This window comes from Paraburkholderia sp. JHI2823 (genome assembly GCF_038900695.1).
Lineage (GTDB): Bacteria > Pseudomonadota > Gammaproteobacteria > Burkholderiales > Burkholderiaceae > Paraburkholderia > Paraburkholderia mimosarum.
On record NZ_JAYMRY010000003.1, the window covers coordinates 159693 to 183056 of the forward strand.

Annotated in this window: 19 protein-coding genes and 3 pseudogenes; 9 read left to right on the forward strand and 13 right to left on the reverse strand. The window is 65.0% G+C overall.

Going from position 1 to position 23364, the window contains the following annotated elements; genetic code table 11:
* Window positions 1–166: 166 nt before the first annotated feature.
* Complete coding sequence (locus VSR34_RS05110) at window positions 167–514, forward strand: BON domain-containing protein (RefSeq protein WP_028210304.1); 348 nt, start codon at window positions 167–169, stop codon at window positions 512–514.
* Between the two features lie 64 nt (window positions 515–578).
* Here the strand turns inward: VSR34_RS05110 and VSR34_RS05115 are convergent, their stop codons facing one another.
* From VSR34_RS05115 to VSR34_RS05135, 5 genes are all read right to left on the reverse strand, one after another.
* Entirely contained in the window at window positions 579–1388 is an 810-nt protein-coding gene (locus VSR34_RS05115) for a siderophore-interacting protein (protein ID WP_342962018.1), read from the reverse strand.
* Window positions 1389–1457: 69 nt separating this feature from the next.
* Window positions 1458–2171, reverse strand: coding sequence for a PadR family transcriptional regulator (locus VSR34_RS05120; RefSeq protein ID WP_081723339.1), 714 nt, complete (start codon window positions 2169–2171; stop codon window positions 1458–1460).
* A gap of 297 nt (window positions 2172–2468) precedes the next feature.
* Window positions 2469–3671 carry a porin gene (locus VSR34_RS05125; RefSeq protein ID WP_342962019.1) on the reverse strand — a complete coding sequence of 401 codons (1203 nt, stop codon included), beginning with the start codon at window positions 3669–3671 and terminating at the stop codon, window positions 2469–2471.
* Window positions 3672–3808: 137 nt separating this feature from the next.
* Window positions 3809–5266, reverse strand: coding sequence for an amidase (locus tag VSR34_RS05130; protein WP_342962020.1), 1458 nt, complete (start codon window positions 5264–5266; stop codon window positions 3809–3811).
* A gap of 46 nt (window positions 5267–5312) precedes the next feature.
* The gene (locus VSR34_RS05135; protein WP_342962021.1) at window positions 5313–6623 is read right to left on the reverse strand and encodes an MFS transporter; all 1311 of its coding nucleotides are present in this window, start codon (window positions 6621–6623) and stop codon (window positions 5313–5315) included.
* 276 nt (window positions 6624–6899) lie between these two features.
* Here VSR34_RS05135 and VSR34_RS05140 point away from each other — a divergent pair, with 276 nt between their 5' ends.
* Both VSR34_RS05140 and VSR34_RS05145 read left to right on the forward strand, forming a co-directional pair.
* Window positions 6900–7799: a LysR substrate-binding domain-containing protein gene (locus VSR34_RS05140; protein ID WP_028210299.1), complete on the forward strand. Its 900-nt coding sequence runs from the start codon at window positions 6900–6902 to the stop codon at window positions 7797–7799.
* Between the two features lie 32 nt (window positions 7800–7831).
* Window positions 7832–8215, forward strand: a pseudogene (locus VSR34_RS05145) (chemotaxis protein); the annotation flags it as partial.
* Window positions 8216–8218: 3 nt separating this feature from the next.
* On the opposite strand, the gene VSR34_RS05150 reads toward VSR34_RS05145, so the two are convergent.
* The 3 genes and pseudogenes from VSR34_RS05150 to VSR34_RS05160 all read right to left on the reverse strand — a co-directional run bounded on the left by VSR34_RS05150 (window position 8219) and on the right by VSR34_RS05160 (window position 10886).
* On the reverse strand, window positions 8219–9664 hold the full coding sequence (locus tag VSR34_RS05150) for an NAD-dependent succinate-semialdehyde dehydrogenase (protein WP_028210297.1): 1446 nt from the start codon (window positions 9662–9664) through the stop codon (window positions 8219–8221).
* A 167-nt stretch (window positions 9665–9831) separates the two neighbouring features.
* Window positions 9832–10092 (reverse strand): annotated as a pseudogene (locus tag VSR34_RS05155) (glutaminase); the annotation flags it as partial.
* Window positions 10093–10286: 194 nt separating this feature from the next.
* Window positions 10287–10886, reverse strand: a complete 600-nt coding sequence (locus VSR34_RS05160) for a hemerythrin domain-containing protein (protein WP_028230405.1) — start codon at window positions 10884–10886, stop codon at window positions 10287–10289.
* Between the two features lie 212 nt (window positions 10887–11098).
* On the opposite strand from VSR34_RS05160, the gene VSR34_RS05165 reads away from it, so the two are divergent.
* Together VSR34_RS05165 and VSR34_RS05170 are read left to right on the forward strand one after the other, a co-directional pair.
* Window positions 11099–11644, forward strand: a complete 546-nt coding sequence (locus VSR34_RS05165) for a hypothetical protein (protein WP_342962022.1) — start codon at window positions 11099–11101, stop codon at window positions 11642–11644.
* A 460-nt stretch (window positions 11645–12104) separates the two neighbouring features.
* Window positions 12105–14408 carry an FdhF/YdeP family oxidoreductase gene (locus VSR34_RS05170; RefSeq protein WP_342962023.1) on the forward strand — a complete coding sequence of 768 codons (2304 nt, stop codon included), beginning with the start codon at window positions 12105–12107 and terminating at the stop codon, window positions 14406–14408.
* A 97-nt stretch (window positions 14409–14505) separates the two neighbouring features.
* Here VSR34_RS05170 and VSR34_RS05175 read toward each other — a convergent pair whose 3' ends face one another.
* Entirely contained in the window at window positions 14506–16032 is a 1527-nt protein-coding gene (locus VSR34_RS05175; RefSeq protein ID WP_342962024.1) for a PLP-dependent aminotransferase family protein, read from the reverse strand.
* Window positions 16033–16220: 188 nt separating this feature from the next.
* On the opposite strand from VSR34_RS05175, the gene VSR34_RS05180 reads away from it, so the two are divergent.
* Window positions 16221–16973, forward strand: a complete 753-nt coding sequence (locus tag VSR34_RS05180; protein ID WP_028210291.1) for an SDR family oxidoreductase — start codon at window positions 16221–16223, stop codon at window positions 16971–16973.
* A gap of 107 nt (window positions 16974–17080) precedes the next feature.
* On the forward strand, window positions 17081–17791 hold the full coding sequence (locus tag VSR34_RS05185) for an SDR family oxidoreductase (RefSeq protein WP_342962113.1): 711 nt from the start codon (window positions 17081–17083) through the stop codon (window positions 17789–17791).
* A gap of 80 nt (window positions 17792–17871) precedes the next feature.
* Here VSR34_RS05185 and VSR34_RS05190 read toward each other — a convergent pair.
* The 4 genes and pseudogenes from VSR34_RS05190 to VSR34_RS05205 all read right to left on the reverse strand — a co-directional run.
* A pseudogene (locus tag VSR34_RS05190) lies at window positions 17872–18018 on the reverse strand (SDR family oxidoreductase); the annotation flags it as partial.
* A 311-nt stretch (window positions 18019–18329) separates the two neighbouring features.
* Entirely contained in the window at window positions 18330–19256 is a 927-nt protein-coding gene (locus VSR34_RS05195; RefSeq protein WP_028210288.1) for a glutaminase, read from the reverse strand.
* Window positions 19257–19384: 128 nt separating this feature from the next.
* Window positions 19385–20056 (reverse strand): PAS domain-containing protein, encoded by a 672-nt coding sequence (locus tag VSR34_RS05200; RefSeq protein WP_342962025.1) that lies wholly within the window; start codon window positions 20054–20056, stop codon window positions 19385–19387.
* Between the two features lie 56 nt (window positions 20057–20112).
* Window positions 20113–21090 carry an ornithine cyclodeaminase family protein gene (locus VSR34_RS05205; RefSeq protein ID WP_342962026.1) on the reverse strand — a complete coding sequence of 326 codons (978 nt, stop codon included), beginning with the start codon at window positions 21088–21090 and terminating at the stop codon, window positions 20113–20115.
* A gap of 160 nt (window positions 21091–21250) precedes the next feature.
* Here VSR34_RS05205 and VSR34_RS05210 point away from each other — a divergent pair, with 160 nt between their 5' ends.
* Together VSR34_RS05210 and VSR34_RS05215 are read left to right on the forward strand one after the other, a co-directional pair.
* Window positions 21251–22048: an ABC transporter substrate-binding protein gene (locus VSR34_RS05210; RefSeq protein WP_028210286.1), complete on the forward strand. Its 798-nt coding sequence runs from the start codon at window positions 21251–21253 to the stop codon at window positions 22046–22048.
* Window positions 22049–22079: 31 nt separating this feature from the next.
* Entirely contained in the window at window positions 22080–23324 is a 1245-nt protein-coding gene (locus tag VSR34_RS05215) for an FAD-binding oxidoreductase (RefSeq protein ID WP_342962027.1), read from the forward strand.
* The last annotated feature ends 40 nt before the right edge of the window (window positions 23325–23364 follow it).

Sequence of the window (23364 nt, forward strand, 5' to 3'; positions counted from 1 at the left end):
GAGAGCGATGGACCGCCTGGCGACGCATTCGCCCGCGCGCGCCTATGATGGGAGCGCGGCGAGGTTTCTCTGCGGGCATTCAGCGGTTTGCGGGATGACCTCGGAGCCGCAAGTTGCGCGATGACTTTGCAGGGATCCCGATCTGTCAAAACGGAGGTAAATCCAAATGAACGCAACCAGAATGATCAAGTTGGCAAGTGGTGCCTTGATCGCACTTGCATCAGTGTTGGCCTATGCCCAATCGTCTGAAGGCGATGCGACGACGCCTGCCGCATCGGCGAAGTCCACCAAGGCGGAAAACCATGCGCTCGGCAAGAAAGTGCGTGCTGCCCTCACGAAAACCAAGGATCTGCACGCTGAGAACATCACCGTGAAGGCGCACGGCGGCACCGTATCGCTGGATGGGACGGTACCCGACGCCTCGCAGATCGATCTCGCGACGACGGCCGCCAAGGGCGTGGCTGGCGTAACTTCGGTCGAGAATCATCTCACGATCAAGGAACCGGGGCAGTAATCCTGCCCAGTAGTCGAAAGCGCGCGGCACGTGTGCCGCGCCCCGAATGCACGATCGATTTCGTTCAGTCGTCGATCGTTTCATGCGCCGCCTGCGCGCCCCGCCGCCAGTAAGCAGAGGCGCGGATACGCCGCTTGTCCACGCCGCGCTCGTTGCAGAGGTGCGCGCGCACCGCGCGTATCGCCGAGGCTTCGCCAGCGGCCCAGACATAGCCCTCGCCGGGCGGCAGCCAGACTTCGGACACGGCATCGGCTAGCGGGTATGCCGATTCGCTTTCCTCGCGATAGCACCAGATGGCATAGAGATCGGCTTCGGTCGGCAGCGCGATGCGGGCCGCGCGATTCGCCACTTCGACGACCACGGCCACGCGTGCGCCGGCCGGCAGCTCGGTGAGGCGCCGCTGGATGGCCGGCAGTGCCGTTTCGTCGCCGACCAGCAGATGCCAGTCGAAGCCCGTGGGGATCACCATCGAGCCGCGCGGTCCGCCCACGCCGAGGTACTGGCCGGGCTGCGCCTGCCTCGCCCATGCCGTGGCCGGGCCGGCCTCGTGCAGCGCGAATTCGATGTCGAGTTCATTGGCCTGCGCGTCGAAACGGCGGGGCGTGTAATCGCGCGCGGCCGGCCGCTCCATACCTTCCGGGAACACGATGCCATCCGGGCCGAAGCTTGGCAGTACTGGCTTTTCCTCTCCGTTGGCGGGGAAGAACACCTTCACGTGATCGTCGAACGATGCCGACACGAAATCGCTCAGGTCGCCCGTGAGGGTCACGCGCACGAGCGCGGGCGAGAGCGCGTCGACGCGCGCCACGCGCAACAGTCGGAACTTCAGCGGATGACGCACGCGGGCGATTTCGAGTTGGGGTGAATTCTGCATCCAGGACTCCGGAAGAATGCGGCATGGACCGCCGCGGGCCATCTCGCGAATGATGAAGAAAGGCGGCCCTCAAGCGCCGCCGTTTTCGATTTCCTCGGTGGCGCGCGCGAGAATCGCGGCGATGCGGCGCTGTTCCTCGGGCGCGACGTCGGTGCGACGCAGCAGTGCGCGCTTGAGCGCGCGGCGCGCCTCGATCAGTTCACGTACCCAGCCGCTGCCTTCGGCCGGATCTTCGCCGGCCATTGCACGGCGCATGACTTCCATCTTGCGGCCAAAGTGCGTGAGCTTCGCGAGAATCAGGTCGGCGCGTTCGCGGTTGGCTTCGAGGTACGCGCGGCCTTCGGGAGAAAGTTCGTAGCGCTTGCGGTTTCCTTCGAGCGTCACGCTCACGTAGCCGAGTTCTTCCAGATACGTGAGGGCCGGGTAGACCATGCCGGGGCTCGGGCTGTAAAAGCCGTTCGAGCGCGCGTCGAGCGCCTTGATGAGTTCGTAGCCGTGGCTCGGCCGTTCGGCGAGCAGCACGAGCAACATGAGTTGCAGGTCTTCCGACGTGAACTTGCGGCCGCGGCCGAACCCGTCGCCGTCGCCGAAGCCGCGGCCGAAACCTTCGCCAAAGCGATCGCCGAAGTCGCCGGGGCCGTCGCCGCCGCGATGCCGGCCCATGGCGTGGCGCAGGGCATGCCAGGCGTGCAAGGCTGCGCGAGGGCCGCCGAAGAGGGCGCGCGGATCGGGCTGGATATGGCCGTGACGGCCGGTGTAACCAGAATCAGGGCGGTGGCGCATGAGGCCTCCTTGATCGTAAGTATCTTAAAACATGTCGTACGATATATATCTTAAGAGTGTTTGTCAAAGCGTTTATTTGGGGATACCGCATGCACAAGAAAGTGTGCGGGAACGCAGAAATTGCGTCTAGGAAGAAAAAATCTGCGGGAGCGGCGAAATTTGGCGTGTAGCGCACAATTTCTCGCTAAGCTATCGAGTTGAGATCTCGAAGCGAAGAGTTGAGGCCAATCCTTCGTTCGAAGCTTCGCCGCGCGAGGCGCCGGTGTATCACCGTGTGCCTCGCGCGGCGAAGCCGCATCAGAACTTGTGGCGCATGCCGATGCGAACGACCGCCTGCTTGTTGTCCGCCGATGCGGACGGCCCGTTGATCGCCGCCACGGCGGCGTTGCCGGTCGAATCCGTTCCCGAGGCTTTCTGATAAACGCCAATCAGATAGACATCGGTGCGCTTCGAAAGCAGATAGTCGAGACCTGTCGCGACCTGGTTGTATGTCGCGCCGTCTTTTCCCGCCATCGAATTGCCGTGCGTATGGTTGTACGCAACGCCCCACAGCAACATCGGCGTGAATTGATAGCGGAAATTGACTTCGACGTTGTTGAAGATTGCTGTTCCGCTCAGACCGCGCGGGTTGGGTCCGGAAGACAGGTCGCCGAGATTGCGAAAGCGCGTGTTCGAGTAGACCACGCCCGCGGTGCCAGAGCCGGCTGTCCATGCGGCTGCGGCGGCGAATACACCCATCGAGTTCGCTGATGCGTAACCCGAGTACACGGGCGAGACCATGTTGCTGCCGGGCACGCCGTTGGCGACAGCGGCCGGGCTGCCGGTGCTGCCGAAGAACGCCGTGTTGGGGTTCTGCACGTCCAGGTAGCCCGCGGCAAGCGTGAGCGCGCCATTCGCATAGCCCGCTGTCGCCGACCAGATGCGATTGCGCGCGAAGTTGCCGGCCACGCCGCCCGGGCTGAACATGCCCGCGAAGGTCAAGCCCGCATACGCGTTGCTCGTGATCTTGATCGCGTTGTTGGTGGCGTTGGTGTTGTTGATGTTATCGAGGTCGCCGGGATGCGCGACCATGTAGCCGCCCCATTGGCCGCCCGCCTCCATCGTGCCGATCATGTCGACGTTCGTGTCGTACTGCCGCCCGAGCGTGAGCGTGCCGTATGGCGAAGCCATGCCCACGTACGCTTTCTTGCCGAACAGCAAGCCGCCCTGGGCCGCCTTGCCCGTGCTCGCGTCGAAGCCGTTTTCCAGCACGAATATCGTTTTGAGGCCACCGCCCAGGTCCTCGGTGCCGCGCAGTCCCCAGCGGCTTTGCTGTATCACGCCGCTCAAAAGACGCACGGCGCTGTGCCCGGCAACGCCGCCGCTGGCGTTGGCCGTGGCGGCGTTGCTGAAATAGCTGATGCCCTCGTCGATGATGCCGTATAGCGTGACGGAGCTTTGTGCCTGCGCGAGCGCGGGTGTGGCAGCCGCGGCGCAAACTGCGAGAAGCGCTTTATTCATGTGGTCTGACGCTCAGGTTGGGACTGCACGAACAGGGGCGCGCCATGCGAAGCGGGCACGCGCAAGGCCGGGCGGTCTCATGCGGACCGCCTGGGGGGAAAAGGTTGCGTGAAAGGGCGCCGCGAAGGGCGCTTAGGTTATGTGCCGATTACGGGCGGGCGCGGCAGGCTGTGCGCCGCGGCCTGCTCATAGGCGTGGCCCAGTTGCAGCACGCCCCAGTCGTCGCGATAGCGGCCCGCGATCTGCATGCCGACGGGCAGGCCCGAGGCGCTGAAGCCGCACGGCACGGCCAGCACGGGCGCTTCTGTCGAGGAGAGATACCAGCAGATGCGCATCCAGTCGATGTACGTCGTAAATCGCTGGCCCATGAACGATTCGGGCCAGCGCAGCGAGGCGTCGAATGGATGCATCTGCGTGGCCGGCAGCACATAGAACGAATGCTGGTTCATGAATTCGCGCATGCGCTGGAACAGCGCAGTCTTGCGCACGAACATCTGGCCCAGGTCGGCGGCGCTCATCGAGCGGTGCAGGCGGCACTCGTCCTCTATCTCCGGCTTGAGCAGCGACTGCGCTTGCGCATCGAACTGCTGGACGAGCGTGCCGATCATCCACGCGCGCTCCATTCGGAACACGTCTTCGGCGTCGGCGAGGTCGGGGTCCGCGAACGCGACTTCGCAACCGAGCGATTCGAACACCGCCGCCTGTGCGTGCACCATACGCTGGATTTCCGGGTCCACGGGCAGCCCTGCGAGATTCTGCGAAAACGCCATGCGTACGCCGCGAAAATCGCGTTGCAGGGGTCGCGCGAACACGCTGCCGGGCTCGCCGAGTTCCGTCGCGATCTCGCCGCTCGGGCCTGCGATCGCGCTGAGCAGCAACGCGGTGTCGGCTACGTTGCGCGCCATGGGTCCGTCCACGCCGAGCGTGGTCCAGCCGTTGAGATCAGGCGCGCGCGGCACGCGGCCCGGCGAAGGGCGCAGGCCCACGATGCCGTTCCAGGCCGCGGGGTTGCGCAGCGAGCCGCCCATATCGCTGCCGCAAGCCAGCGGGTTCATGCCGCAAGCCACCGAAGCTGCAGCGCCGCCGCTGCTGCCGCCCGCGGACTTGCCCGGATCCCACGGGTTACGCGTGACGCCGAACACGTCGTTGAACGTATGGGAGCCGGCGCCGAACTCGGGTGTATTCGACTTGCCGATCATGAGCGCGCCCGCCGCATCGCAGCGCCGCACGATCAGCGCGCTATGGTCCGGCACGTGATGCTCGAAGGCTTTCGAGCCGTACGTCGTGCGAACGCCGCGCGTGGCAGTCAGGTCCTTCTGCGAAACGGGAAGCCCGTGCAATGTCCCTTGCCACTCGCCGCGCGCCCAGCGTGCGTCGATCTCCCGTGCGCGGGCGCGCAATTGTTCCGGGTCGCCCGTTGTGACGAGCGCGTTGACACGCGGATTGACGGCTTCGATGCGGTCAAGGTGGGCGTCGAGTATCTCAGCGGCGCTCACTTCGCGTTTGCGTTGCAGTTCGAGCAACGAGAGTGCGGACAAATCGCATAACGAATCAATTTCGGTGTTGGATCGGGCGATGTGCGGCATGTCGTACATGGAGAATGGCTCGGTTGTTGCGGGTGAAAGGTGTGCGCTACGGCGATCAGATCTCTTCGCCGGAGCGTTCGGTGATGTATGCGAGCGGCACGAGCGAGATCAGACCGCATACGATCACGTACCAGGCCGGCGAAGTCGGGGCGCCCGTCGCGCCGATGAGCCAGGTCACGATGAACTGCGCAAAGCCGCCGAAAATCGACACGCCCGCCGCATAAGAAAGCGAAAGCCCGGTTGCGCGCGTGCTACGTGGAAAGAGTTCCGGCAGCAGCGGACCGGTCGCGCCCGCATTGATGGAGTGCAATGCCGCCAGCCCACAGACGACGAGATAGAGCGTGAGCACAGAAGGATGGTCCGTGATCGCGAGAAAGCCGGGCAGGATCAGCAGCGTGAGCAGCGCGCGCGAAATAAACGCCACACGTTTGCGGCCGAATCGATCCGACCAGCTTCCACCCACAGGCGACATCACGAGCATCACGGCGCCGGAAAGAATGCCACACCACATGGCCGTATCCATCGGCAGGTGCAAGACCTTGATGGCATACGTCGACATGTAATAGAGCACGATGAAGTGCGCGGACGTTCCGCCGATTACCAGCAGAAAGGCGAAGAGGAGCTGTATGCCGTCGCGCGTGAAGACGGTGCGCAGGACGCCGTGCTCGCCGTTCACGGCATCGGGTGCGAGGTGTGCGTCGCTGCCGATGCGCGCGCGAAGATAGAGACCAACCGGCGCGATCAACACGCCCGCGAGAAACGGCAGACGCCAGCCCCAGCTTTCGAGCGCGGCCGTAGTGAGGAAGTGCGAGAGCAAAAAGCCCACCAAAGAGCCGGCGAGTGCAGCGGCGCCCTGGCTCGCAAACTGCCAGCTCGTGATGAAGCCACGCCGGTCAGCGCGCGCGCGCTCGGCGAGCAGCGTCGTTGCCACACCGACTTCGCCGCCTGCGGAGAACCCCTGCAGGAGCCGCGCGACGAGCACGATGAGCGGCGCGGCGAGGCCGATTTGCGCGTAGGTCGGCGCCAGGCCGATCATGCCCGTGCCGAGCGCCATGCACAGCAGCGTGAGGTTCATGGCGGCGACGCGTCCAAAACGGTCCGCGAGCAGCCCGAACATCACGCCGCCCAGCGGCCGGGCGATGAAGCCCACGCCGAAGGTCCCCACGGAAAGCAGCAACTGCTGTTGTGACGTGGCCAGCGGGAAGAACAGCTTGCCAAGCAGCACGGCAAAGAAGCTGTAGACGGTGAGATCGAAGAACTCGAAAGCATTGCCGATCGTGACCGCGACGATCAGGCCGCGGGTCGAGATGGATTTCGCCGGCGCCGCTGGGGCGAGCGCTGCGGAGCGCAGGGTGGGTGACTTCATGAACGGCATTCCTGTCGAGAGTGAATCGTTCGTCGATATGGTCTATGCGTGAGGAGTCCTGCATGACGCGCTCATGACGACAGGAAGAGTCTAGGGAGCCAAAATAAAGCCGCTGATTTGCTTTTTCTTATTGTGATAACGCGCGGTTATCACATGCCCGCAAGCGATGCGGGCTAAGCCGCATGGTTCCAGCATTTCTTCCGGGGTAGGATGAACAGTGTCACACGCCAGGGTCAGCCCTGGATCCTGTCCTGTCTCAATAGCGGAATCACGACCTTGAAGCACAACCAGTTACGCGCGCTTGTCGCCATTGCCGAGCATGGCAGCTTGCGAGCCGCGGCTAAAACTGTCTGCCTTTCGCAGCCAGCGCTCACCAAGGCGATCCGCGAGCTCGAACAGGATCTTGGCGTACCCCTGGTCGCACGCAGCGCTCGTGGTGCTCAACTTACGCAGTTCGGCAGGGCGATCTATGCGCGGGCCAAGCTCATTCTCGCTGAGATGCAGCACGCGCGTGAAGATGTGTATCGGCTATCGGGACTCGAGGGCGGTGTCGTGTCATGCGCGGTGACCCCGTTGATATCGCTGAAGTACATAGCGCGCGCCATCAGAATGTTCAGAAAACGCATGGCAACGACGCGGCTTTCGGTGCAGGAAGGCTTTCTGACTCAGGCAATGGCGGGGGTGCGCGATGGTTCGCTTGACTTCGCCATCGCTATTCTCGACGACACCAGGATATCGAACGAATTCCAGTTTCGTTCACTTCTTGAAGCAGAACTGATCATTTCTGCGCGGCAGGGCCATCCGCTCGCCAACGCGCAGTCAATCTTCGAGCTCGGGAGTGCCGAATGGATGTTGAACACGACGCCCGAAAGCATGGGCCGCGTCTTGCAGGATTATTTCGTCGCTATGGGTGCGGGCGCACCACGAGTGGTGATGGAGTGCAGCTCGTTCAGCGCCAGTTTTTCGATGTCGGCGAACAGCGATCTGCTGTCTTGCTGCCCCAAGGCCTTTCTCGAGACGCCGTGGTTCAGTAGCCGGGTGGTCGCCGTTCCGGTCACGGAAGGCTTGCCGCGTGTGACGGTCGGAATCGTTTCGCGACGCGACGCACTGAATACGGCAGCATGCGACTATTTGATTGATTGTTTTGCGGAGGCGGTGTCGGCGCTGTCGCCTTGATTGGGGCTTGAGATTGTCGCAGCAAACACGGCGTGACCGACATCATGAGCGAAATCTCGTCCGCATCCGAAGAACAAAGCACGGGCATCGAGCAGGTCAACCGCGCCGTCACGCAGATGGACGAGGTCACCCAGCAGAACGCCGCACTGGTCGAAGAAGCCTCCGCCGCTGCGCAATCGATGGCCCAGCAGGCGCAGGCACTGCGCGAAGCGGTCGCCGTCTTCAAGGTCGGGGAGTCGTCCGTCATGGCAGCAGGTCGCACGCCACTCGGCGCGACGGTCCCGAGTCCTGCGAAACCGCCGCGGGTGCACTATGTGCAGCGCACCGCGGCGTATCGGGCTGAGACCCGTTCGGCCCACCCAAGGGCGGAACCCGAAGGGCGCCCGGGTAAGGGCAGCCCACTGCCCGCGCGATGAACGTCAAATCATCGTGATCGTCACCGATTTGCTCTGCAAATAGGCTTCGAGTGCTTCGGGACCGCCTTCGGACCCATAGCCGGAATCCTTGACACCGCCGAATGGCATTTCGGCCGGTACGAGCGCCGCCTGGTTGATGAACAGCATGCCGGCCTGAATGCGCTGGGTCAGCTGGTGGACATTCGCGAGCGAGCGCGTGAACGCGTAGCTGGCCAGTCCGTAGGGCAGGCGATTGGCTTCGCCGATCGCCTCGTCGAGCGTGTCGAAGCCCCTGATTGCGGCGATTGGACCGAACGGTTCGTCGTTGAATACCGACGCTTCGAGCGGGACGTCGGTCAGCACCGTCGGGGCGAAGAAGTTGCCGTGCGTGCCGATTCGTTCCCCGCCCGTCGCAACCTTCGCGCCCGATTCACGTGCATTCGCAACGATCCGTTCCATGGCCGCCACGCGCCGCGCGTTCGCGAGCGGCCCGAGCGTCGTGCCCTGCGCCAGACCGTCGCCGACCTTCTGTCCTTGCGCGAGCGCGACGAACGCCTGTGCGAATTCATCGCGGATGCTGTTATGCACGAGAAAGCGTGTCGGCGAAATGCAGACTTGACCGGCATTGCGGAACTTGGCGCTACCGATGACCTTGGCCGCGAGCGCAATATCGGCGTCGGCGGCGACGATCACGGGGGCATGGCCGCCCAGTTCCATGGTCGAACGCTTCATGTGCGCGCCCGCCAGTGCCGCGAGTTGCTTGCCGACCGGCGTCGAGCCGGTGAACGTGACCTTGCGGATGACCGGGTGCTTGATCAGGTACTCGGAAATTTCGGCGGGATTGCCGTACACGAGGCCCACCGTGCCGGCCGGCACGCCGGCGTCGACGAAGGCCTGCAGCAGGCCCGCCGGCGATGCGGGGGTTTCTTCGGGGGCCTTCACGAGAAACGAGCAGCCGCTCGCGAGCGCGGCCGACAGTTTGCGCACGATCTGGTTGACCGGGAAATTCCAGGGCGTGAAGGCGGCGACGGGACCGACCGGATCCTTGATGACGAGTTGCTGGGCGTTCGGATTGCGTGCGGGGACGACGCGGCCGTACACGCGCATCCCTTCGTCGGCGAACCATTCGATGATGTCGGCCGCGCTCGACACCTCGATTTTCGATTCGGCGAGCGGCTTGCCTTGCTCCATCGTCATCAGGCGAGCGATGTCCTCGGCACGCTCGCGCACGAGGCCGGCGGCGCGGCGCATGACGGCTGCACGTTCGGCGGCCGGAACCCGGCGCCATTTCTCGAAGCCCTGTTGAGCGGCAGCGAGCGCCCGGTCCAGGTCGGCGATGCCCGCATGCGCGACCTTGCCAATCGGCTCGCCGGTGGCGGGGTTCAGTACGTCGATGGTGCGGCCGTCGACGGCCTGGGACCATTCGCCTGCGATGAGCAACTGGACGTCGGGATAGACGGGGATATTCATGAGCGTCTCCTTTGAAAGTGCGTCGGAATAGCTTGGGTGCCGCGTGGGCACGTAGAGTACGCTATTCTTTGGAGGCTTGCTCAGTCCCAAAAAAGTGCCAGCGAATCCGGAAGGGGTATCGGGACGACGGTTCGCACGAGACCTGGCGTTACGCCATCACCGCTGCGTCAAAAGATCGAGCGGCCGATGCGCGTGGTCAGCCACGCCAGGGCCAGCGAGCCCACCAGCGAATTGCCCGTCGCGTCGAGTCCCGGCGACCACACGCATATCGCGAATTCACCGGGCAGCACCGTGACGATTCCGCCGCCCACGCCGCTTTTCGCGGGCAAACCCACGCGGTAGACCAAGTCGCCGGCGGTGACGTAGGTTCCGCCGGTCAGCATCAGCGCCGAAAGGCGCCTGGCCGAACTCGCGTCGAGCACGCGCTCGATGCTCATAGCCCTCGCCTGGCGGCAGCCAGACTTCGGACACGGCATCGACTAGCGGGTGTGCCGATTCGCGTTCCTCGCGATAACACCAGATGGCATACAGATCTGGGAACGCAGAAAACGTCACCCCGAAAGCCGCCGTGAGCGTCTGAGGGGTGCGGTCAACGTCGCGCAGTGGTTGCGCGGCGGTTGTCCTACGAGTCGCGGTGCCCGGCTGGCAGCGCGCGGCGTGTCCTGGGAAGGCAGTGCCGTATCGCCAGCATGAGCGCCGAACCCACTAACACCGTCGCGAGTGGAAACGTGCCGGCGGTATTGAGCGCGATTTCCATCGGACGTTCGCGGAGCAGTTGCATGCGACGTCGTGTCATCGCCGCACCGAGCGTGTGTAGCTCCTCTTTTAGCACGCGCTCCGCATCGGGCAGCAGGATCGTTTCCTCATCGGCCACATGATGGGTGACCTCGCGAATCAATTGATGAAAGAGGCCGTCATATGCGGCGTCGTCAGGCCCCATCGCGCGCAGCCTGGCGATAGTCGTGCGCATTTCGTCGTGTTCCGGACGGCTTTTCGTGAGCGTGCTTTCGTTGCCGAGTGCCCGGTCCAGCGCGGGGTAGAAGATTTCTTCCTCGAGCTGCGCATGGATTTCGACGGCGGTGCAAACGCCATTGACGATCGCGCGCTTGCGCCACCACGGCGTGGACGAATGATACCGGTGTGCTGCGGCGAGCACGTGCATATGATCGAGCCGGATCAAGGCCGTGATCGTCGGCGACATCGATGAAGCGCTATCAGGCATGGTGGTTCTCCGTGACGCCGGGGGCGCACGTGGTGGCCTGTGGGCCCCGCGTCCCTGGTTGGCTCGGTGGCTCAGCGCATTCGCCGTGCCCGCGCAGCCGCGCGCCGAGCCTGAACGCCTGGTCGGGCGATGCGCGCCGCCATCAGCGCGGGAACGCATTTGCCTGGCCGGAAGCTACAATTGGCCGTCAATATCAGCAGGGAGTGAAGCAGATGAACGATGCGTTCGAACGCCGTGCACTTCTACTGCACCTCGCAGATGTGCTTGAAGCGGTGAACTGGCTCATTAATCATGGTCTCGATCGCGAAGCGGTGGGCCAGCTTGCCCTGACGAATGAAACGCTTAGCCGCTTGCCACTGCTTCAGCAGGTGTCGGCGCATATGACATCGACGCAGTTCGTGCGAGCGGCTACCAGCGCATTTGTCGAATGGCCACGCGAGTTGCTGGAGCCCACACTCGATCGCAAGCGTCTTGCCTCGGCTGTCCGGCGCCACCTGTTCGAAGACAACGCGGACGGCTGGCGTGCCTACGTCGCGGGGCTACGCGCCGAGGTTCCCTGGTTCGGTGTCGGCTTGCCGGTAGCGAGGCCCAGAGGGGACGCTCGTGCTTCATCGATTGCCGAGAATGTGGCCTCTCCTACGTCGAAAGAAGCGTCTGCCGGCAGCGAACCGGCGCAGCGCGATCAACCGGTCGAACAGGAGCGGGGAAGCGTCGAGGCCACGCCTGGCATCTATCCGACGTGGCCGTGGAAGTCCTGAATCCCGCGTGCGAGAAAGCGACGTACCCGATCACGCGGAGACGAAGGGACGCCCGGTCTGCTGGCCGGGGGCCAGTTTTTCCAATGATCAGCCGGTCTTTACAGACCTCGTTTCATTAGCAGATAGCGCCGCCAGTGGGCACAGCCGTTTGCGAAAACGGGTTCACAGTAGCGGCGACGCACGGTTCAGCCGTCGTTTACCGCCTCGCCGATCGCGGTGACCAGAATTGGCACCCAGCCCGCCTCAATTGCACGACGGTGCCGGGTTGCGATCTCTACAGGCTCCCGTCGGCGAGTCATCCCAACGACTTCCCTTGCGATATGCGCATGTGTGCCGCGCCCGAGCCGCCCGCGCTGGGCTCACGCGGCCGCGGACCCCGGACCGGCGGCCAGCGCTGGGGCACGCACGGAACGCCGCTTGCTGAAACAGCACGCAGTGCTATTTCCAGGAGGTTGCCGCCATGAGCAAAGACAGCAAAGCCCCGTCCTATCCCTTTGCGTCCGGCGGCTGGGGATCGCTGAAATCGGTCGCCGGGATCCTCACGCAGGAAAAGGTTCCCCTCAAAGACAGCACCATCCTGCTCAAGCAGAACAAGCCGGATGGCTTCATGTGCGTGAGCTGCTCGTGGGCGAAGCCGGCCGATCCGCACATGTTCGAGTTTTGCGAAAGCGGCGCGAAAGCCACCGCCTGGGATACGACGGCGAGGCGCATGACCCCCGACTTCTTCGACGTCCACCGCGTCAGTTCGCTGCTGAGCTGGCCCGATCACGATCTCGAGGAAGCCGGTCGGATCACCGCACCGATGCGCTACGACGCGGCAACCGACAAGTACGTCGAAGTCACCTGGGAGCAGGCGTTCGCCGAGATCAGCCAGGAGCTGAACGCGCTCGATCCCGAAACCGTCGTGTTCTACACGTCGGGGCGCGCGTCGCTGGAAACCGCCTACATGTACCAGCTGTTCGTGCGCATGTACGGATGCAACAACCTGCCCGACAGCTCGAACATGTGCCACGAGAGCAGCAGCGTCGGGCTGAAGGAAGCGATCGGCGTCGGCGTCGGGACCATCACGCTGGAAGACTTCGGGAAGACGGATCTGATGTTCTTCTTCGGACAGAACACCGGCACCAACAGCCCGCGAATGCTTCATCAGTTGCAACACGCGCGCGAGCGAGGCGTACCGATCATTACGTTCAATCCGTTGCGGGAACCCGGGCTCGTGTCGTTCGCGAACCCTCAGTCGCCGGTGCAGATGCTGACGCCCGCGCAAACCCGGATCAGCACGCAGTATCACCAGGTCAAGGCAGGCGGCGACACCGCGGCGATGCTCGGCCTCTGCAAGGCCGTCATCGAAGCCGACGATCAGGCTCGGGCGCAAGGTCTGCCGCGTGTGCTCGACGTCGAATTCATCGATACGCATACCACGGGCTTCGAGGATTTCGCCGCGTGCGCTCGTGCGACCGAATGGAGCGAGATCGAGAAGATCAGCGGTCTCGGCCGCGCCGCGCTGCTCGAAGCCGCCGACGAGTACATGAAAGCCAACGCCGTGATGGCTCACTACGGAATGGGGCTCACGCAGCACCGTCTGGGCGTGCAGAACGTGAGAATGCTGTGCAATCTCTTGTTCCTGCGCGGCAATATCGGCAAGCCGGGGGCCGGCCCGTCGCCGATCCGTGGGCATTCGAACGTGCAGGGCCAACGCACCGTCGGCGTCACCGAGAAGCCCGAACTCGCGCCGCTCGATCAGCTCGCGAAGCAGTTCTCGTTCGAACCGCCGCGCAAGCAAGGCATGAACACCATCGAGGCATTCGAGGCGATCGTCAAAGGCGAGGCGAGAGCCGTCGTCAACCTGGGCGGCAACCTGGTACGCTCGGTACCCGACCGTCTGCAAACGGAACCCGCATGGGCCCGGCTGCGCCTGACCGTCAGTGTGGCGACCAAGCTCAATCGCAGCCATCTGGTACACGGGGAAGTGTCGTATGTGCTGCCGTGTCTGAGCCGGATCGAGACGCACCGTACGCCGAAGGGCGATCAGGCGGTGTCGATGGAAGACAGCACCGGCTGCATGCACGGCTCGCGCGGCGTCACCGAGCCGGCCAGCGACAAAGCGCGCGCTGAGCCGTTCATCGTTGCCGGCATCGCGAAAGCGACGCTTGGCCAACGCTCGACTATCGACTGGGACGCGTGGCGCGACGACTATGCGCTGGTGCGCGACGAGATCGCGAAGACTTACCCCGAGATCTTCCACGACTTCAATGCGCGCATGTGGGAACCCGGCGGCTTTCACCGCCCGTTGCCTGCTTGTCAGCGGCAGTGGAAGACCCAATCGGGCAAAGCCGAATTCATCGTTCCACATTCGCTGGGCGAAGACCCCGATATGCCCGAGAAGGTGCCGGATGCGCTGCGCCTCATGACGCTGCGCAGCGACAGCCAGTTCAATACGACGATCTACAACCTCGGAGACCGCTTCCGCGGCGTCAAGGGCACGCGGATGGTGATCTTCATGAACAAGGCCGATATGGAGAAGCGCCAGCTTCGCGAGGGCCAGCAAATCACGTTGCAGACGATCGCGGACGATGGCATCGACCGGCGCCTCGCGGGGCTGGAGGTAAAGGCCTACGAGATTCCCGAAGGGTGCATCGGAGGCTACTACCCGGAGTGCAATGTGCTGTTGCCGCTGTGGCATTACGCAAAAGAAAGCAAGGTACCCGGGGCGAAGTCGATCCCGGTGCGCGTCGTGGCTCCCTCGGGCAGTGCTCTCCGATGAGAATGCTCGCGGTGGATGCGAACATGAATCGGGGTACGGCGAGGCTTTGTGCGGCAGGCCCCGTCAGGAGTGGCAGAAACGTTGATGACCCGGTCAGCTAGCCGTCCAGACAAGCGCGCAACTTTCGCGCGAGGCGGCTAGCATCGTCGGCACTGGCGATATTCGCGAAGCCCATCACGAGGCCGCGCGGCGTGCGGCGTGTGCCGGCGTTGGCATACCAGATCGAAAGCGGCAGCACGGCGAGCCCCGCCTCGCGTGCGCGCGCGGCAACGGCAACGTCGTCGATCGGCCCGTCCGGGCCTTCGGCGAACCGCGCTGCGAACTGGATTCCTCCCGGCGGCAATTCGACGATCAGCCGTTCGCCGAACGCCTGCTCCAGTGCACGGACGATCAACACGCGCCGCTCGGCGTATAGCGCTCGCATGCGCTTCAGATGCCGCGCAAAATGCCCCTGCTCGACGAAGTCGGCCAGAGCGGCCTGCAACAAGGTGGGCGATCCCGCGTTCATGCTGCGCGCCACCCGCCCGACGCGCTCTACGGCCCGCTCGGGCACCACCGTATACGCGAGCCGCAGGCCGGGAAACATCACCTTGCTGAACGTGCCGCAATAGATGACATGATCGTGCCGGTCGAGGCTCTTCAATGCCGGCAGCGGCCGGCCCAGATAGCGGAATTCGCTGTCGTAGTCGTCTTCGACGATCCAGCTCGATGCCTGTTCCGCCCAGTCCAGCAGCGCCATGCGCCGGGCGAGCGACAACGTGTGCCCAAGCGGGCTCTGGTGCGACGGCGTGACCAGCGCGAAGCGCGCTTGCGCTGCGAGCTGCTTGCCGCGTTCCACATCGATCCCTTCGTCATCGACCGGCACTGCGACGAGATGCACGCCGGTTTCGGCGAGAAAACCCCGCGCAAGGAGATACCCCGGATCTTCGTACCACACGCTGTCGTTCGGGCGGCCGAGACTGCGCAGCAGGAGCTCGAGCGTCGCACGGTAGCCGCCGGTCACGAACACCTGGTCCGGCACGCAGGTCACGCCGCGCGAGAGCCCGAGATACGTGGCGATGTGTTCGCGCAGCGGCCGGTAGCCGGCAGGATCCGGATAGGCGAGCAGCGCGCGCTCGCCGCCTCGCGCGCGATGCGCAACGAGACGATTCCAGACCTTGAGCGGAAACGCGTCGAGCGCGGGAAGGCCGGGTTGGAGCGGTCGCGGCTCGCCGCTCATGGCGGCGGCAATGGCTGGCTGGTGCGGCGCCGGTCGAACGCCTCGCGCATCACCCGGCGTTTGCGGTACGGCCGGGTTTCCGGTGCTTTGCCTGCTGTTCTGTTCGTTGGCGCCTCGCGCACGCAGGGAGTGCGTGATCGACGCCGGCAGCGAGGGCGATACGAACGTGCCGGCTGCTCCGCGCATCTGAAGGTAGCCTTCGTCGACGAGGATGGTATAGGCCAGTTCAACGGTGCCGCGTGCGGTATTCAGTTGCGTGGCAAGACTGCGCAGCGCGGGCACGCGCTCGCCTGGGCGCAGGTGCCCCGCGGCGATCGCGGTTCTGAAGCGCTCGCAGATCTGCAGGTAGATCGGTAACTGCAACTGCCGGTCGATATCGACGGTGAATGCGTTAGGCGCGGTCATGACATCCTGGAGGCAAGCGGACCGGAATCAGAATGTCCTGGTCCGCTCGACAATTCTTGGCACTTTTCGATGGTTCATGATCTTCCCACAATGGCCTCACACGATGCGAAGGCGGCGAGGGCTTTCCCCGATGCCATGGCTGCCAGCCGCTTTGCCGTGTCAACTGAATCTCATCTGGAGAATGTGCCATGAAGATCGTCGTAATCGGTGGTTCCGGCCTGATCGGCTCGCGTCTCGTCACGCTGCTTCGCGAAGCCGGTCATGAGGCGCTCGCTGCGTCGCCGCGCAACGGCGTCAATGCCGTGACGGGCGAAGGCCTGAGCGAGGCGCTGGCCGGCGCGGACGTCGTCGTCGATGTGGCGAACGCGCCTTCGTGGGAGCCCCAGGCGGTGCTCGATTTTTTCCGCACCGCGACGCGCAACCTCGGCAAAGCCGAAGTGGCCGCGGGGGTACGCCATCACGTCGCGCTGTCCATCGTGGGCTGCGAGCGCACGCCGGATAACGCGTACTTCGTCGCCAAGGTTGCCCAGGAAGAGGCGATCGAAGCGGCTGGCGTGCCCTACACGATCGTGCGCGCGACCCAGTTCATGGAGTTCATCGGCGCCATTGCTGAGTACGGCACCGTAGACGGGACGGTGCGCGTTGGGGAAGGACTGTTCCAGCCAATCGCCGCGGACGACGTCGCAGCAACCCTCGCGCAAATCGCGCTTGCGGCGCCGCTGAACGGCACCGTCGATATCGCGGGCCCGGACCGTGAATCGTTCGCCGCGATAGTCGGGCGCTATTTGAAGGCGGTCGGCGATCCTCGCCCCGTGGTGACGGATCGGGATGCGCGCTACTACGGCGGTCGCGTCGAGGAACAATCGCTCGTACCGCTTGGCGACGCGCGCATTGGCCGCATCAGTCTCGATCAGTGGCTGGCGCAGGCAACAAAGGGCTAGTTGCAGGTTTGCGCGGAACATCGACCACCATGCCCGGCGTCTGGCTTTATCGAAGCCGTAGACGCGGCGGGCGTGGCGGACGGGCAATCAATATTCAGGTCTTGAGCATGAGCACATCACAAAAGGTTGTCGTCGTAACCGGCGCCTCGCAAGGTATTGGCGCCGAAGTGGTCAAGGCGTTTCGCAAGCTCGACTATCGCGTCGTCGCAACTGCGCGTTCGATCAAGCCGTCCCACGACGCGAACATCGTGAGCGTCGCGGGTGACATCGGCGACCGCGAAACCGCAGAGCGCGTCATTACCGAAGGCGTCGCACGATTCGGCCGGATAGATACGCTGGTGAACAACGCCGGCATTTATATCGGCAAGCCTTTCACCGAACACACCGTCGAGGACTACACGGCAGTGATGAACGTGAACATGGCGGGGTTCTATCACATCACCCAACTCGCCATCGCCCAGATGGAAAGGCATTCGAGCGGCCACGTGGTTAGCGTGACGGCCAGTGCCGTCGACACTGCGCACAGCGGTGTCTATTCGGCACTGGCAGCGCTGACGAAGGGCGGCCTGAACGCCGCGACGAAGTCGCTGGCGATCGAGTACGCGAGAAAGGGGATTCGCGTGAATGCCGTCGCGCCCGGGATCATCAAGTCGCCGATGCACGCCCCGGAAACCCATGGTGCGTTGGGCGCCTTTCATCCGTTGGGGCGCATGGGCGAGATGAGTGATATCGCCGACGCGATACTCTTCCTTGATTCCGCGCCGTTCATCACCGGAGAAATCCTGCACGTCGACGGTGGCCAGAGCGCTGGCCACTGAGTTGAAACGGGCACCGCAAGTCGGTGCCCGGTCGCGTGCGAGAGCGCGCCGGGCGTCGTTGTGGAATCGGCTATTCGTGCCGCGTGGCGAGGCGACTTGATGATGCCGGGAGAAACCGCATTGGCACGAATGCCGCGCTTTGCGTACTCGATGGCAAGCGAGCGCGTTGCGGCCGCGAGACCGTCCTTGGTCAGCGAGGCCAGCACCGACGGCACGCTCGGCACGGCGCGAAGCACGTGCTATCGCACCGACGTTTTCGCGCAGTACGATGCACAAGCCGACGGCGAGATCGCGAAGATCATCAAGGAAAACGAAATGGCTTCGGCCGCGACTGCGGCACAACCGTCGGCACAGCATGTGGCGGCCCGCGAGCACAAGGGGAATGCGGGCTAGCAATGGCTGGCCGCGCAAAGCGGCTCAGCTCAGCGCATCGGCGTCCGCGGCCAGCGCTTCGGGTACCGCCTCGCGCAAGTCATCGGTAAACCTCGGTCGGCCGTCTCCAGCGCGCATGCGCCGCAGCGAACCGCCCACCGCCGCGTCAAAAAATCGAGCGGCCGATGCGCGTGGTCAGCCACTCCAGGGCCAGCGAGCCCACCAGCGAATTGCCCGTCGCATCGAGTCCCGGCGACCACACGCATACCGCGAATTCACCGGGCAGCACCGCGACGATCCCGCCGCCCACGCCGCTCTTCGCGGGCAAACCCACGCGGTAGACGAAGTCGCCCGCGGCGTCGTAGGTCCCGCAGGTCAGCATCAGCGCGGAGAGGCGCTTGGTCGAACTCGCGTCGAGCACGCGCTCGCCGCTCGCGGGCGAGACACCGCCGTTCGCGAGGAAGAGCGCCGCGCGCGCGAGCTCTACGCAACTCATCGAAATGGCGCACTGCCGGCAATACGCGTCTATGACGGCATCGGCGGGCATCTCCAGATTGCCGAAGCTCGCGATGAAATGGGCCATCGCGCGGTTGCGCTCGGCATGCGTGAGCTCCGACTGCGCGACGCGCAGGTCATAGCCGATGCCGGGCTCGCCCGAGAGCCGCCGCACGAAATCGACGAGCGCGGTTTCCGCCTGTACGAAGCGGCGGCACAGCACGTCGGTGACGACGAGCGCGCCCGCATTGATGAACGGATTGCGCGGCTTGCCCGCTTCGAATTCGAGCTGCACGAGCGAGTTGAACGCCGTGCCCGAAGGCTCGCGGCCCACGCGTTGCCACAGCGCGTCGCCGAGGAGCTGGAACGCGAGCGTGCAGGCGAAGAGCTTGGAAATGCTCTGGATGGAAAAGCGCATGTCGGCGTCGCCGGTGCGGTAGACATGGCCGTCCACCGTCACGATCGCCATGCCGAAGTGATCGGCGCGCACGTGGGCAAGCTCGGGAATGTAGTCGGCCACGCGGCCCGTGCCGAAATGCGGTTGCAGGTCGCGATGGATCGCTTCGAGAATGGGGGCGTAGTTGAATGTGTGATTCATGGGCGGCGCGGTGAAGTCGCGGCGGAGCGCCCGCCGCGGTCCACGCGATTGTAGCGGCTCCCTTCGCGTGCCGCGATCGTGGCCCTGCTGCGTACGAGCGCACAGTGCGCAGGCGCGTGCGTCGTGCGCTATTCGGCGTCCGCCTTCATCTCGCGCAAATGCTTGTACACCGTCGCGCGCCCCATGCCGAGCACCTTCGCCACGTAGTTGGCCGAGCTCTTGCCCTTGAACGCGCCTTCGGCATGAAGCGCCTCGACCAGTTCGCGCCGGTGCTCGCGCGTGAGCGAGTTGAGCGCGATCTGGCGTTCGCGCAGCCAGCCGTGCAGGAAGGTGTTGATGCGCTCCTGCCAGTCGTCCCTGAAAAGCTCCTCGGGCTGCGCGATCACGCCCGCGCCGCGCAGGAAGAGGTTGAGCGTGGCCTGCACGTCCTCGAAGGCGGCGATGTTGAAGTTGATGCACATGACGCCCGCGGCTCGCCCTTCGTCGTCGAAGAGCGCCGTGCTCACGCAGCGCATGCGCCGCCCGTCCCAGTTCACCTTTTCGTAGGGGCCGAGCAGCTTGTTGCGCGTGGTTTCCTCGACATCTTCGAGCGCCGAGTCGTCGCCGATCTCGCGCTTCGACAGGTTGTTCGAGATGTACACCACCGTCTGGTCCGAGAGGTCGTGAATCACGACTTCCGCGAACGGGAAAAAGAGCGTCGTGATGCTATCCGCCACGTGAGCGTAGCGCGCGAGCAGCATCTCGCGCGACGTTTTCGGGCTGGCGGACGGCTTCGCTTTCTCGTTGGCTCGTTTGTGCATCGGACTTTGACCGTGTTGCGGCGGGAAGGACGTCGATGATACTGCGTTCGGCTTTGTTAGCGGCTTTCGCGCAGATGCGCGTACAGCGCGTGCGCGACGGCGATATCTTCGAGGCCGAGGCCGATCGAGCGGAAGAACGCGTGGCGCGCATAGGCGGGCCGCGGGCACGCGTCGTTCGCGAGTTCCGCGAGATCGCCCACGATCGCTTGCGGCGACCAGCCATGCTCGCGCGCGGCCAGGACCATCTCGCCCGCGCTTTGCGGCGTGGTGTGGCGATAGTCGCAGTAGACGTCGAGCGAGGGCAGCGCGGCCGGATCGATCTCGTGCGCCAGGGCGACGTTCGTGCTGATCGACGTGATGAGCGCGGGTTTCGTGAGGGCGTCCAGCGCGAGCACGGGTTTGCCCGAGGAGGTGCACAGCATCACGACGTCGGCGTCCTGCACGCAGGCTTCGGCCGTCGCGGCCACGCTCGCGCGTGCGTCGAGCGCGCGGATTTCGGCCTGCCGCCGTGCGTCTTCGGCCAGTTTCGGCGAGTACACGCGAATGCTTTCCCACGCGCGCAGCGGCGCAACATGGCGAACGTGCGCGAGCGCGACGGCGCCCGAGCCGATCACGGCAAGGCGGCGCGCCTCGCGCGGCGCGAGCTGGTCGACGGCGAGCGCCGTGGTGCCCGCGGTGCGCTCGGTGGTGAGCAGCGCCGAGTCGCACCACATGAGCGGCTGGCCAGTTTGCATCGACATCAGCGCGGTCCATGCGGTGATGACGGGCGGCTCGCCTGCGGCGCCAGCGATGTACGGCGAGAGCTTCGCGCCGAACACGCCGGCCTCGGCGAGCACGCCGAGATAGGTGATGAAGTCGCCGGCCTGCTTCGGGAACAGCGCGAGTGTCTGCGGCGGCTGGACGGCGTCGCCGCGGCCGAGCGAGGCGAACATGCGCGCAAGTTCGCCGCGCACATCGAGAGCGGGCAGGGCCGCGCGCACCTGCGCGGCTTCGACGACGAACGGTGCAGCGGCGGGTTGGGACGTCTCGTTCATGTTGGGGCTCCAGAGTCGTGCTGTAGACATTTTTGTCCATTCTAGACTTTATTTTTATTTTTCGTCTATAGTGCTCCTGCGGCCGCGGCTCTCGGGAGAGGGCGCCGCAAAAAGCGCATGGCGCTCGAACGGATACTTATTACGAAACAAGGTGACGACGATGAACAGGAAGACGATTCGCTTCGCGGCTGCGGCCAGCCTCGCTTGCTTTGCGGCGATGACGGCGAGCGCGGCCCACGCGCAGGACCCGAAAACGCTGCGTTTCGGCGTGGAGGCATCCTATCCGCCGTTCGAGAGCAAGACGCCCTCGGGCGATCTGCAGGGCTTCGACATCGACATCGGCAATGCCGTGTGCCAGAAGCTGCAGATGAAGTGCGTGTGGGTGGAGAACAGCTTCGATGGCCTGATCGCCGCGCTCGAGGCGCGCAAGTTCGACGTCATCAACTCGGCGATGAACATCACCGACAAGCGGCGCCAGCAGATCGCCTTCACGCCCGCCATCTACGTGATGCCGATCCAGATGGTCGCGAAGCGCGGCTCGGGCCTCGAGCCCACGGCCGCGAGCCTGAAGGGCAAGTCGGTCGGCGTGCTGCAGGGCTCGACGCAGGAAGACTACGTGCGCAAGCACTGGGGCACGCAGGGCGTGAACATCGTCACCTACGAGAACCAGGACCAGATTTTCGCGGACCTCGCGGCCGGCCGTCTGGACGCCGCCGTGCAGGAAGTGCAAACGGCCACCGACGGCTTCCTTTCGAAGCCCCAGGGCAAGGGCTTCGACTTCGCGGGCGCGCCGCTCAAGGACCCTGCCACGCTCGGCGAAGGCACGGGCTTCGGCATGCGCAAGGACGACGCGGCGCTCAAGGCCAGGGTGGTCGCGGCGATCGATTCGCTGCGCCAGGACGGCACGCTCACGAAGCTGTCGATGAAGTACTTCGGCCGCGATATCGTCGCGAAGTGATTTTGCTTACTTCGGCATCCAGAGTAAATCCATGACAAGGAGCGCGATCGTTCTCGGCGCGGGCATCGTGGGCGTGAGCGTCGCGCTGCATCTGCAGGCGCGCGGCGTGCAGGTCACGCTCGTCGACCGGCGCGGGCCCGGAGATGAAACGAGCCATGGCAATGCGGGGCTGATCGAGTCGTCGTCGGTCGTGCCGTACGGCTTTCCGCGCGACTGGCGCACGTTGCTGCGCCTCGTGCGCAACGACTCGACCGTGCTGCGCTACGACGTGCGCTCGCTGCCCGCGTACGCGCGCTGGCTCGCGTCGTTCTGGCGCGAGTCGTCGCCGGCGCGGCTCGCGCTTGCCGCGCGCGACATGCTGCCGCTCATCGAGCGCAGCGTGGCCGAGCACGACGCGCTGATCGCGCGCGCGGGTTTGCGCGAGATCGTGCGGCCCACGGGCTGGCTCGAAGCGTGGCGGTCGTCCGCTGGCTTCGAGCGCGAAATGCGCACGGCGCAGGGCGTGGCCGACGCGCACGGCCTGCACGTGCGGATGTTCGACGCGCCGGGCTTGCGCACGCTGGAGCCGTCACTGGCCGCAGGCTACGCGGGCGCGATCCACTGGGTCGATCCCGCGAGCGTGGCCGATCCCGGCGCTTTGACGAAGGGTTATGCCGCGCTGTTCCTGCGCGAAGGCGGCGCGCTCGCGCGCGGCGATGCGCGCACGCTTGCGCGCGAAGGCAAGGGCTGGCGGGTGCAGACCGACGCTGGCCCCGTGAGCGCCGAACTCGCGGTCGTGGCGCTCGGGCCGTGGTCCGATTGTGTGACGCAGCCGCTCGGCTACCGCGTGCCGCTCATGGTCAAGCGCGGCTATCACATGCACTACGCGAGCGAGGCGTCTGCGCCGCTCGTGCGCCCGGTGGTCGACATCGAGGGCGGCTATGTGGTCGCGCCGATGCGCCGCGGTTTGCGTCTCACCACCGGCGTGGAGCTCGCCACGCGCGAGCGTCCGCCCAACTATGCGCAGCTCGATGCGGCCGAGCGCGAGGCGCGCCCCGTGTTCGGCCTCGGCGCGCGGCTGGACGATACGCCGTGGATGGGCCTGCGCCCCTGCACGCCCGACATGCGCCCGCTGCTCGGGCCCGCGCCGCGCCATGCGGGGCTGTGGTTCGCGTTCGGCCATAACCATCACGGGCTCACGCTCGGGCCGGTCACGGCGCGCCTCGTTGCCGAGCAGATCGTCGGCGAAACCCCGTTCGTCGATCCCACGCCATATTTGCCCGCGCGTTTTGGCTGACACATCGATACGCCATCGACGCGACACCGAGGCGAGGCGG

What these genes read in the sequence shown, in the direction of transcription:
- VSR34_RS05110 (WP_028210304.1), top strand. Translation starts at nt 167, where the DNA reads ATGAACGCAACCAGAATGATCAAGTTGGCAAGTGGTGCCTTGATCGCA.
- VSR34_RS05115 (WP_342962018.1), bottom strand. Translation starts at nt 1,388, where the DNA reads ATGCAGAATTCACCCCAACTCGAAATCGCCCGCGTGCGTCATCCGCTG.
- VSR34_RS05120 (WP_081723339.1), bottom strand. Translation starts at nt 2,171, where the DNA reads ATGCGCCACCGCCCTGATTCTGGTTACACCGGCCGTCACGGCCATATC.
- VSR34_RS05125 (WP_342962019.1), bottom strand. Translation starts at nt 3,671, where the DNA reads ATGAATAAAGCGCTTCTCGCAGTTTGCGCCGCGGCTGCCACACCCGCG.
- VSR34_RS05130 (WP_342962020.1), bottom strand. Translation starts at nt 5,266, where the DNA reads ATGTACGACATGCCGCACATCGCCCGATCCAACACCGAAATTGATTCG.
- VSR34_RS05135 (WP_342962021.1), bottom strand. Translation starts at nt 6,623, where the DNA reads ATGAAGTCACCCACCCTGCGCTCCGCAGCGCTCGCCCCAGCGGCGCCG.
- VSR34_RS05150 (WP_028210297.1), bottom strand. Translation starts at nt 9,664, where the DNA reads ATGAATATCCCCGTCTATCCCGACGTCCAGTTGCTCATCGCAGGCGAA.
- VSR34_RS05160 (WP_028230405.1), bottom strand. Translation starts at nt 10,886, where the DNA reads ATGCCTGATAGCGCTTCATCGATGTCGCCGACGATCACGGCCTTGATC.
- VSR34_RS05165 (WP_342962022.1), top strand. Translation starts at nt 11,099, where the DNA reads ATGAACGATGCGTTCGAACGCCGTGCACTTCTACTGCACCTCGCAGAT.
- VSR34_RS05170 (WP_342962023.1), top strand. Translation starts at nt 12,105, where the DNA reads ATGAGCAAAGACAGCAAAGCCCCGTCCTATCCCTTTGCGTCCGGCGGC.
- VSR34_RS05175 (WP_342962024.1), bottom strand. Translation starts at nt 16,032, where the DNA reads ATGACCGCGCCTAACGCATTCACCGTCGATATCGACCGGCAGTTGCAG.
- VSR34_RS05180 (WP_028210291.1), top strand. Translation starts at nt 16,221, where the DNA reads ATGAAGATCGTCGTAATCGGTGGTTCCGGCCTGATCGGCTCGCGTCTC.
- VSR34_RS05185 (WP_342962113.1), top strand. Translation starts at nt 17,081, where the DNA reads ATGAGCACATCACAAAAGGTTGTCGTCGTAACCGGCGCCTCGCAAGGT.
- VSR34_RS05195 (WP_028210288.1), bottom strand. Translation starts at nt 19,256, where the DNA reads ATGAATCACACATTCAACTACGCCCCCATTCTCGAAGCGATCCATCGC.
- VSR34_RS05200 (WP_342962025.1), bottom strand. Translation starts at nt 20,056, where the DNA reads ATGCACAAACGAGCCAACGAGAAAGCGAAGCCGTCCGCCAGCCCGAAA.
- VSR34_RS05205 (WP_342962026.1), bottom strand. Translation starts at nt 21,090, where the DNA reads ATGAACGAGACGTCCCAACCCGCCGCTGCACCGTTCGTCGTCGAAGCC.
- VSR34_RS05210 (WP_028210286.1), top strand. Translation starts at nt 21,251, where the DNA reads ATGAACAGGAAGACGATTCGCTTCGCGGCTGCGGCCAGCCTCGCTTGC.
- VSR34_RS05215 (WP_342962027.1), top strand. Translation starts at nt 22,080, where the DNA reads ATGACAAGGAGCGCGATCGTTCTCGGCGCGGGCATCGTGGGCGTGAGC.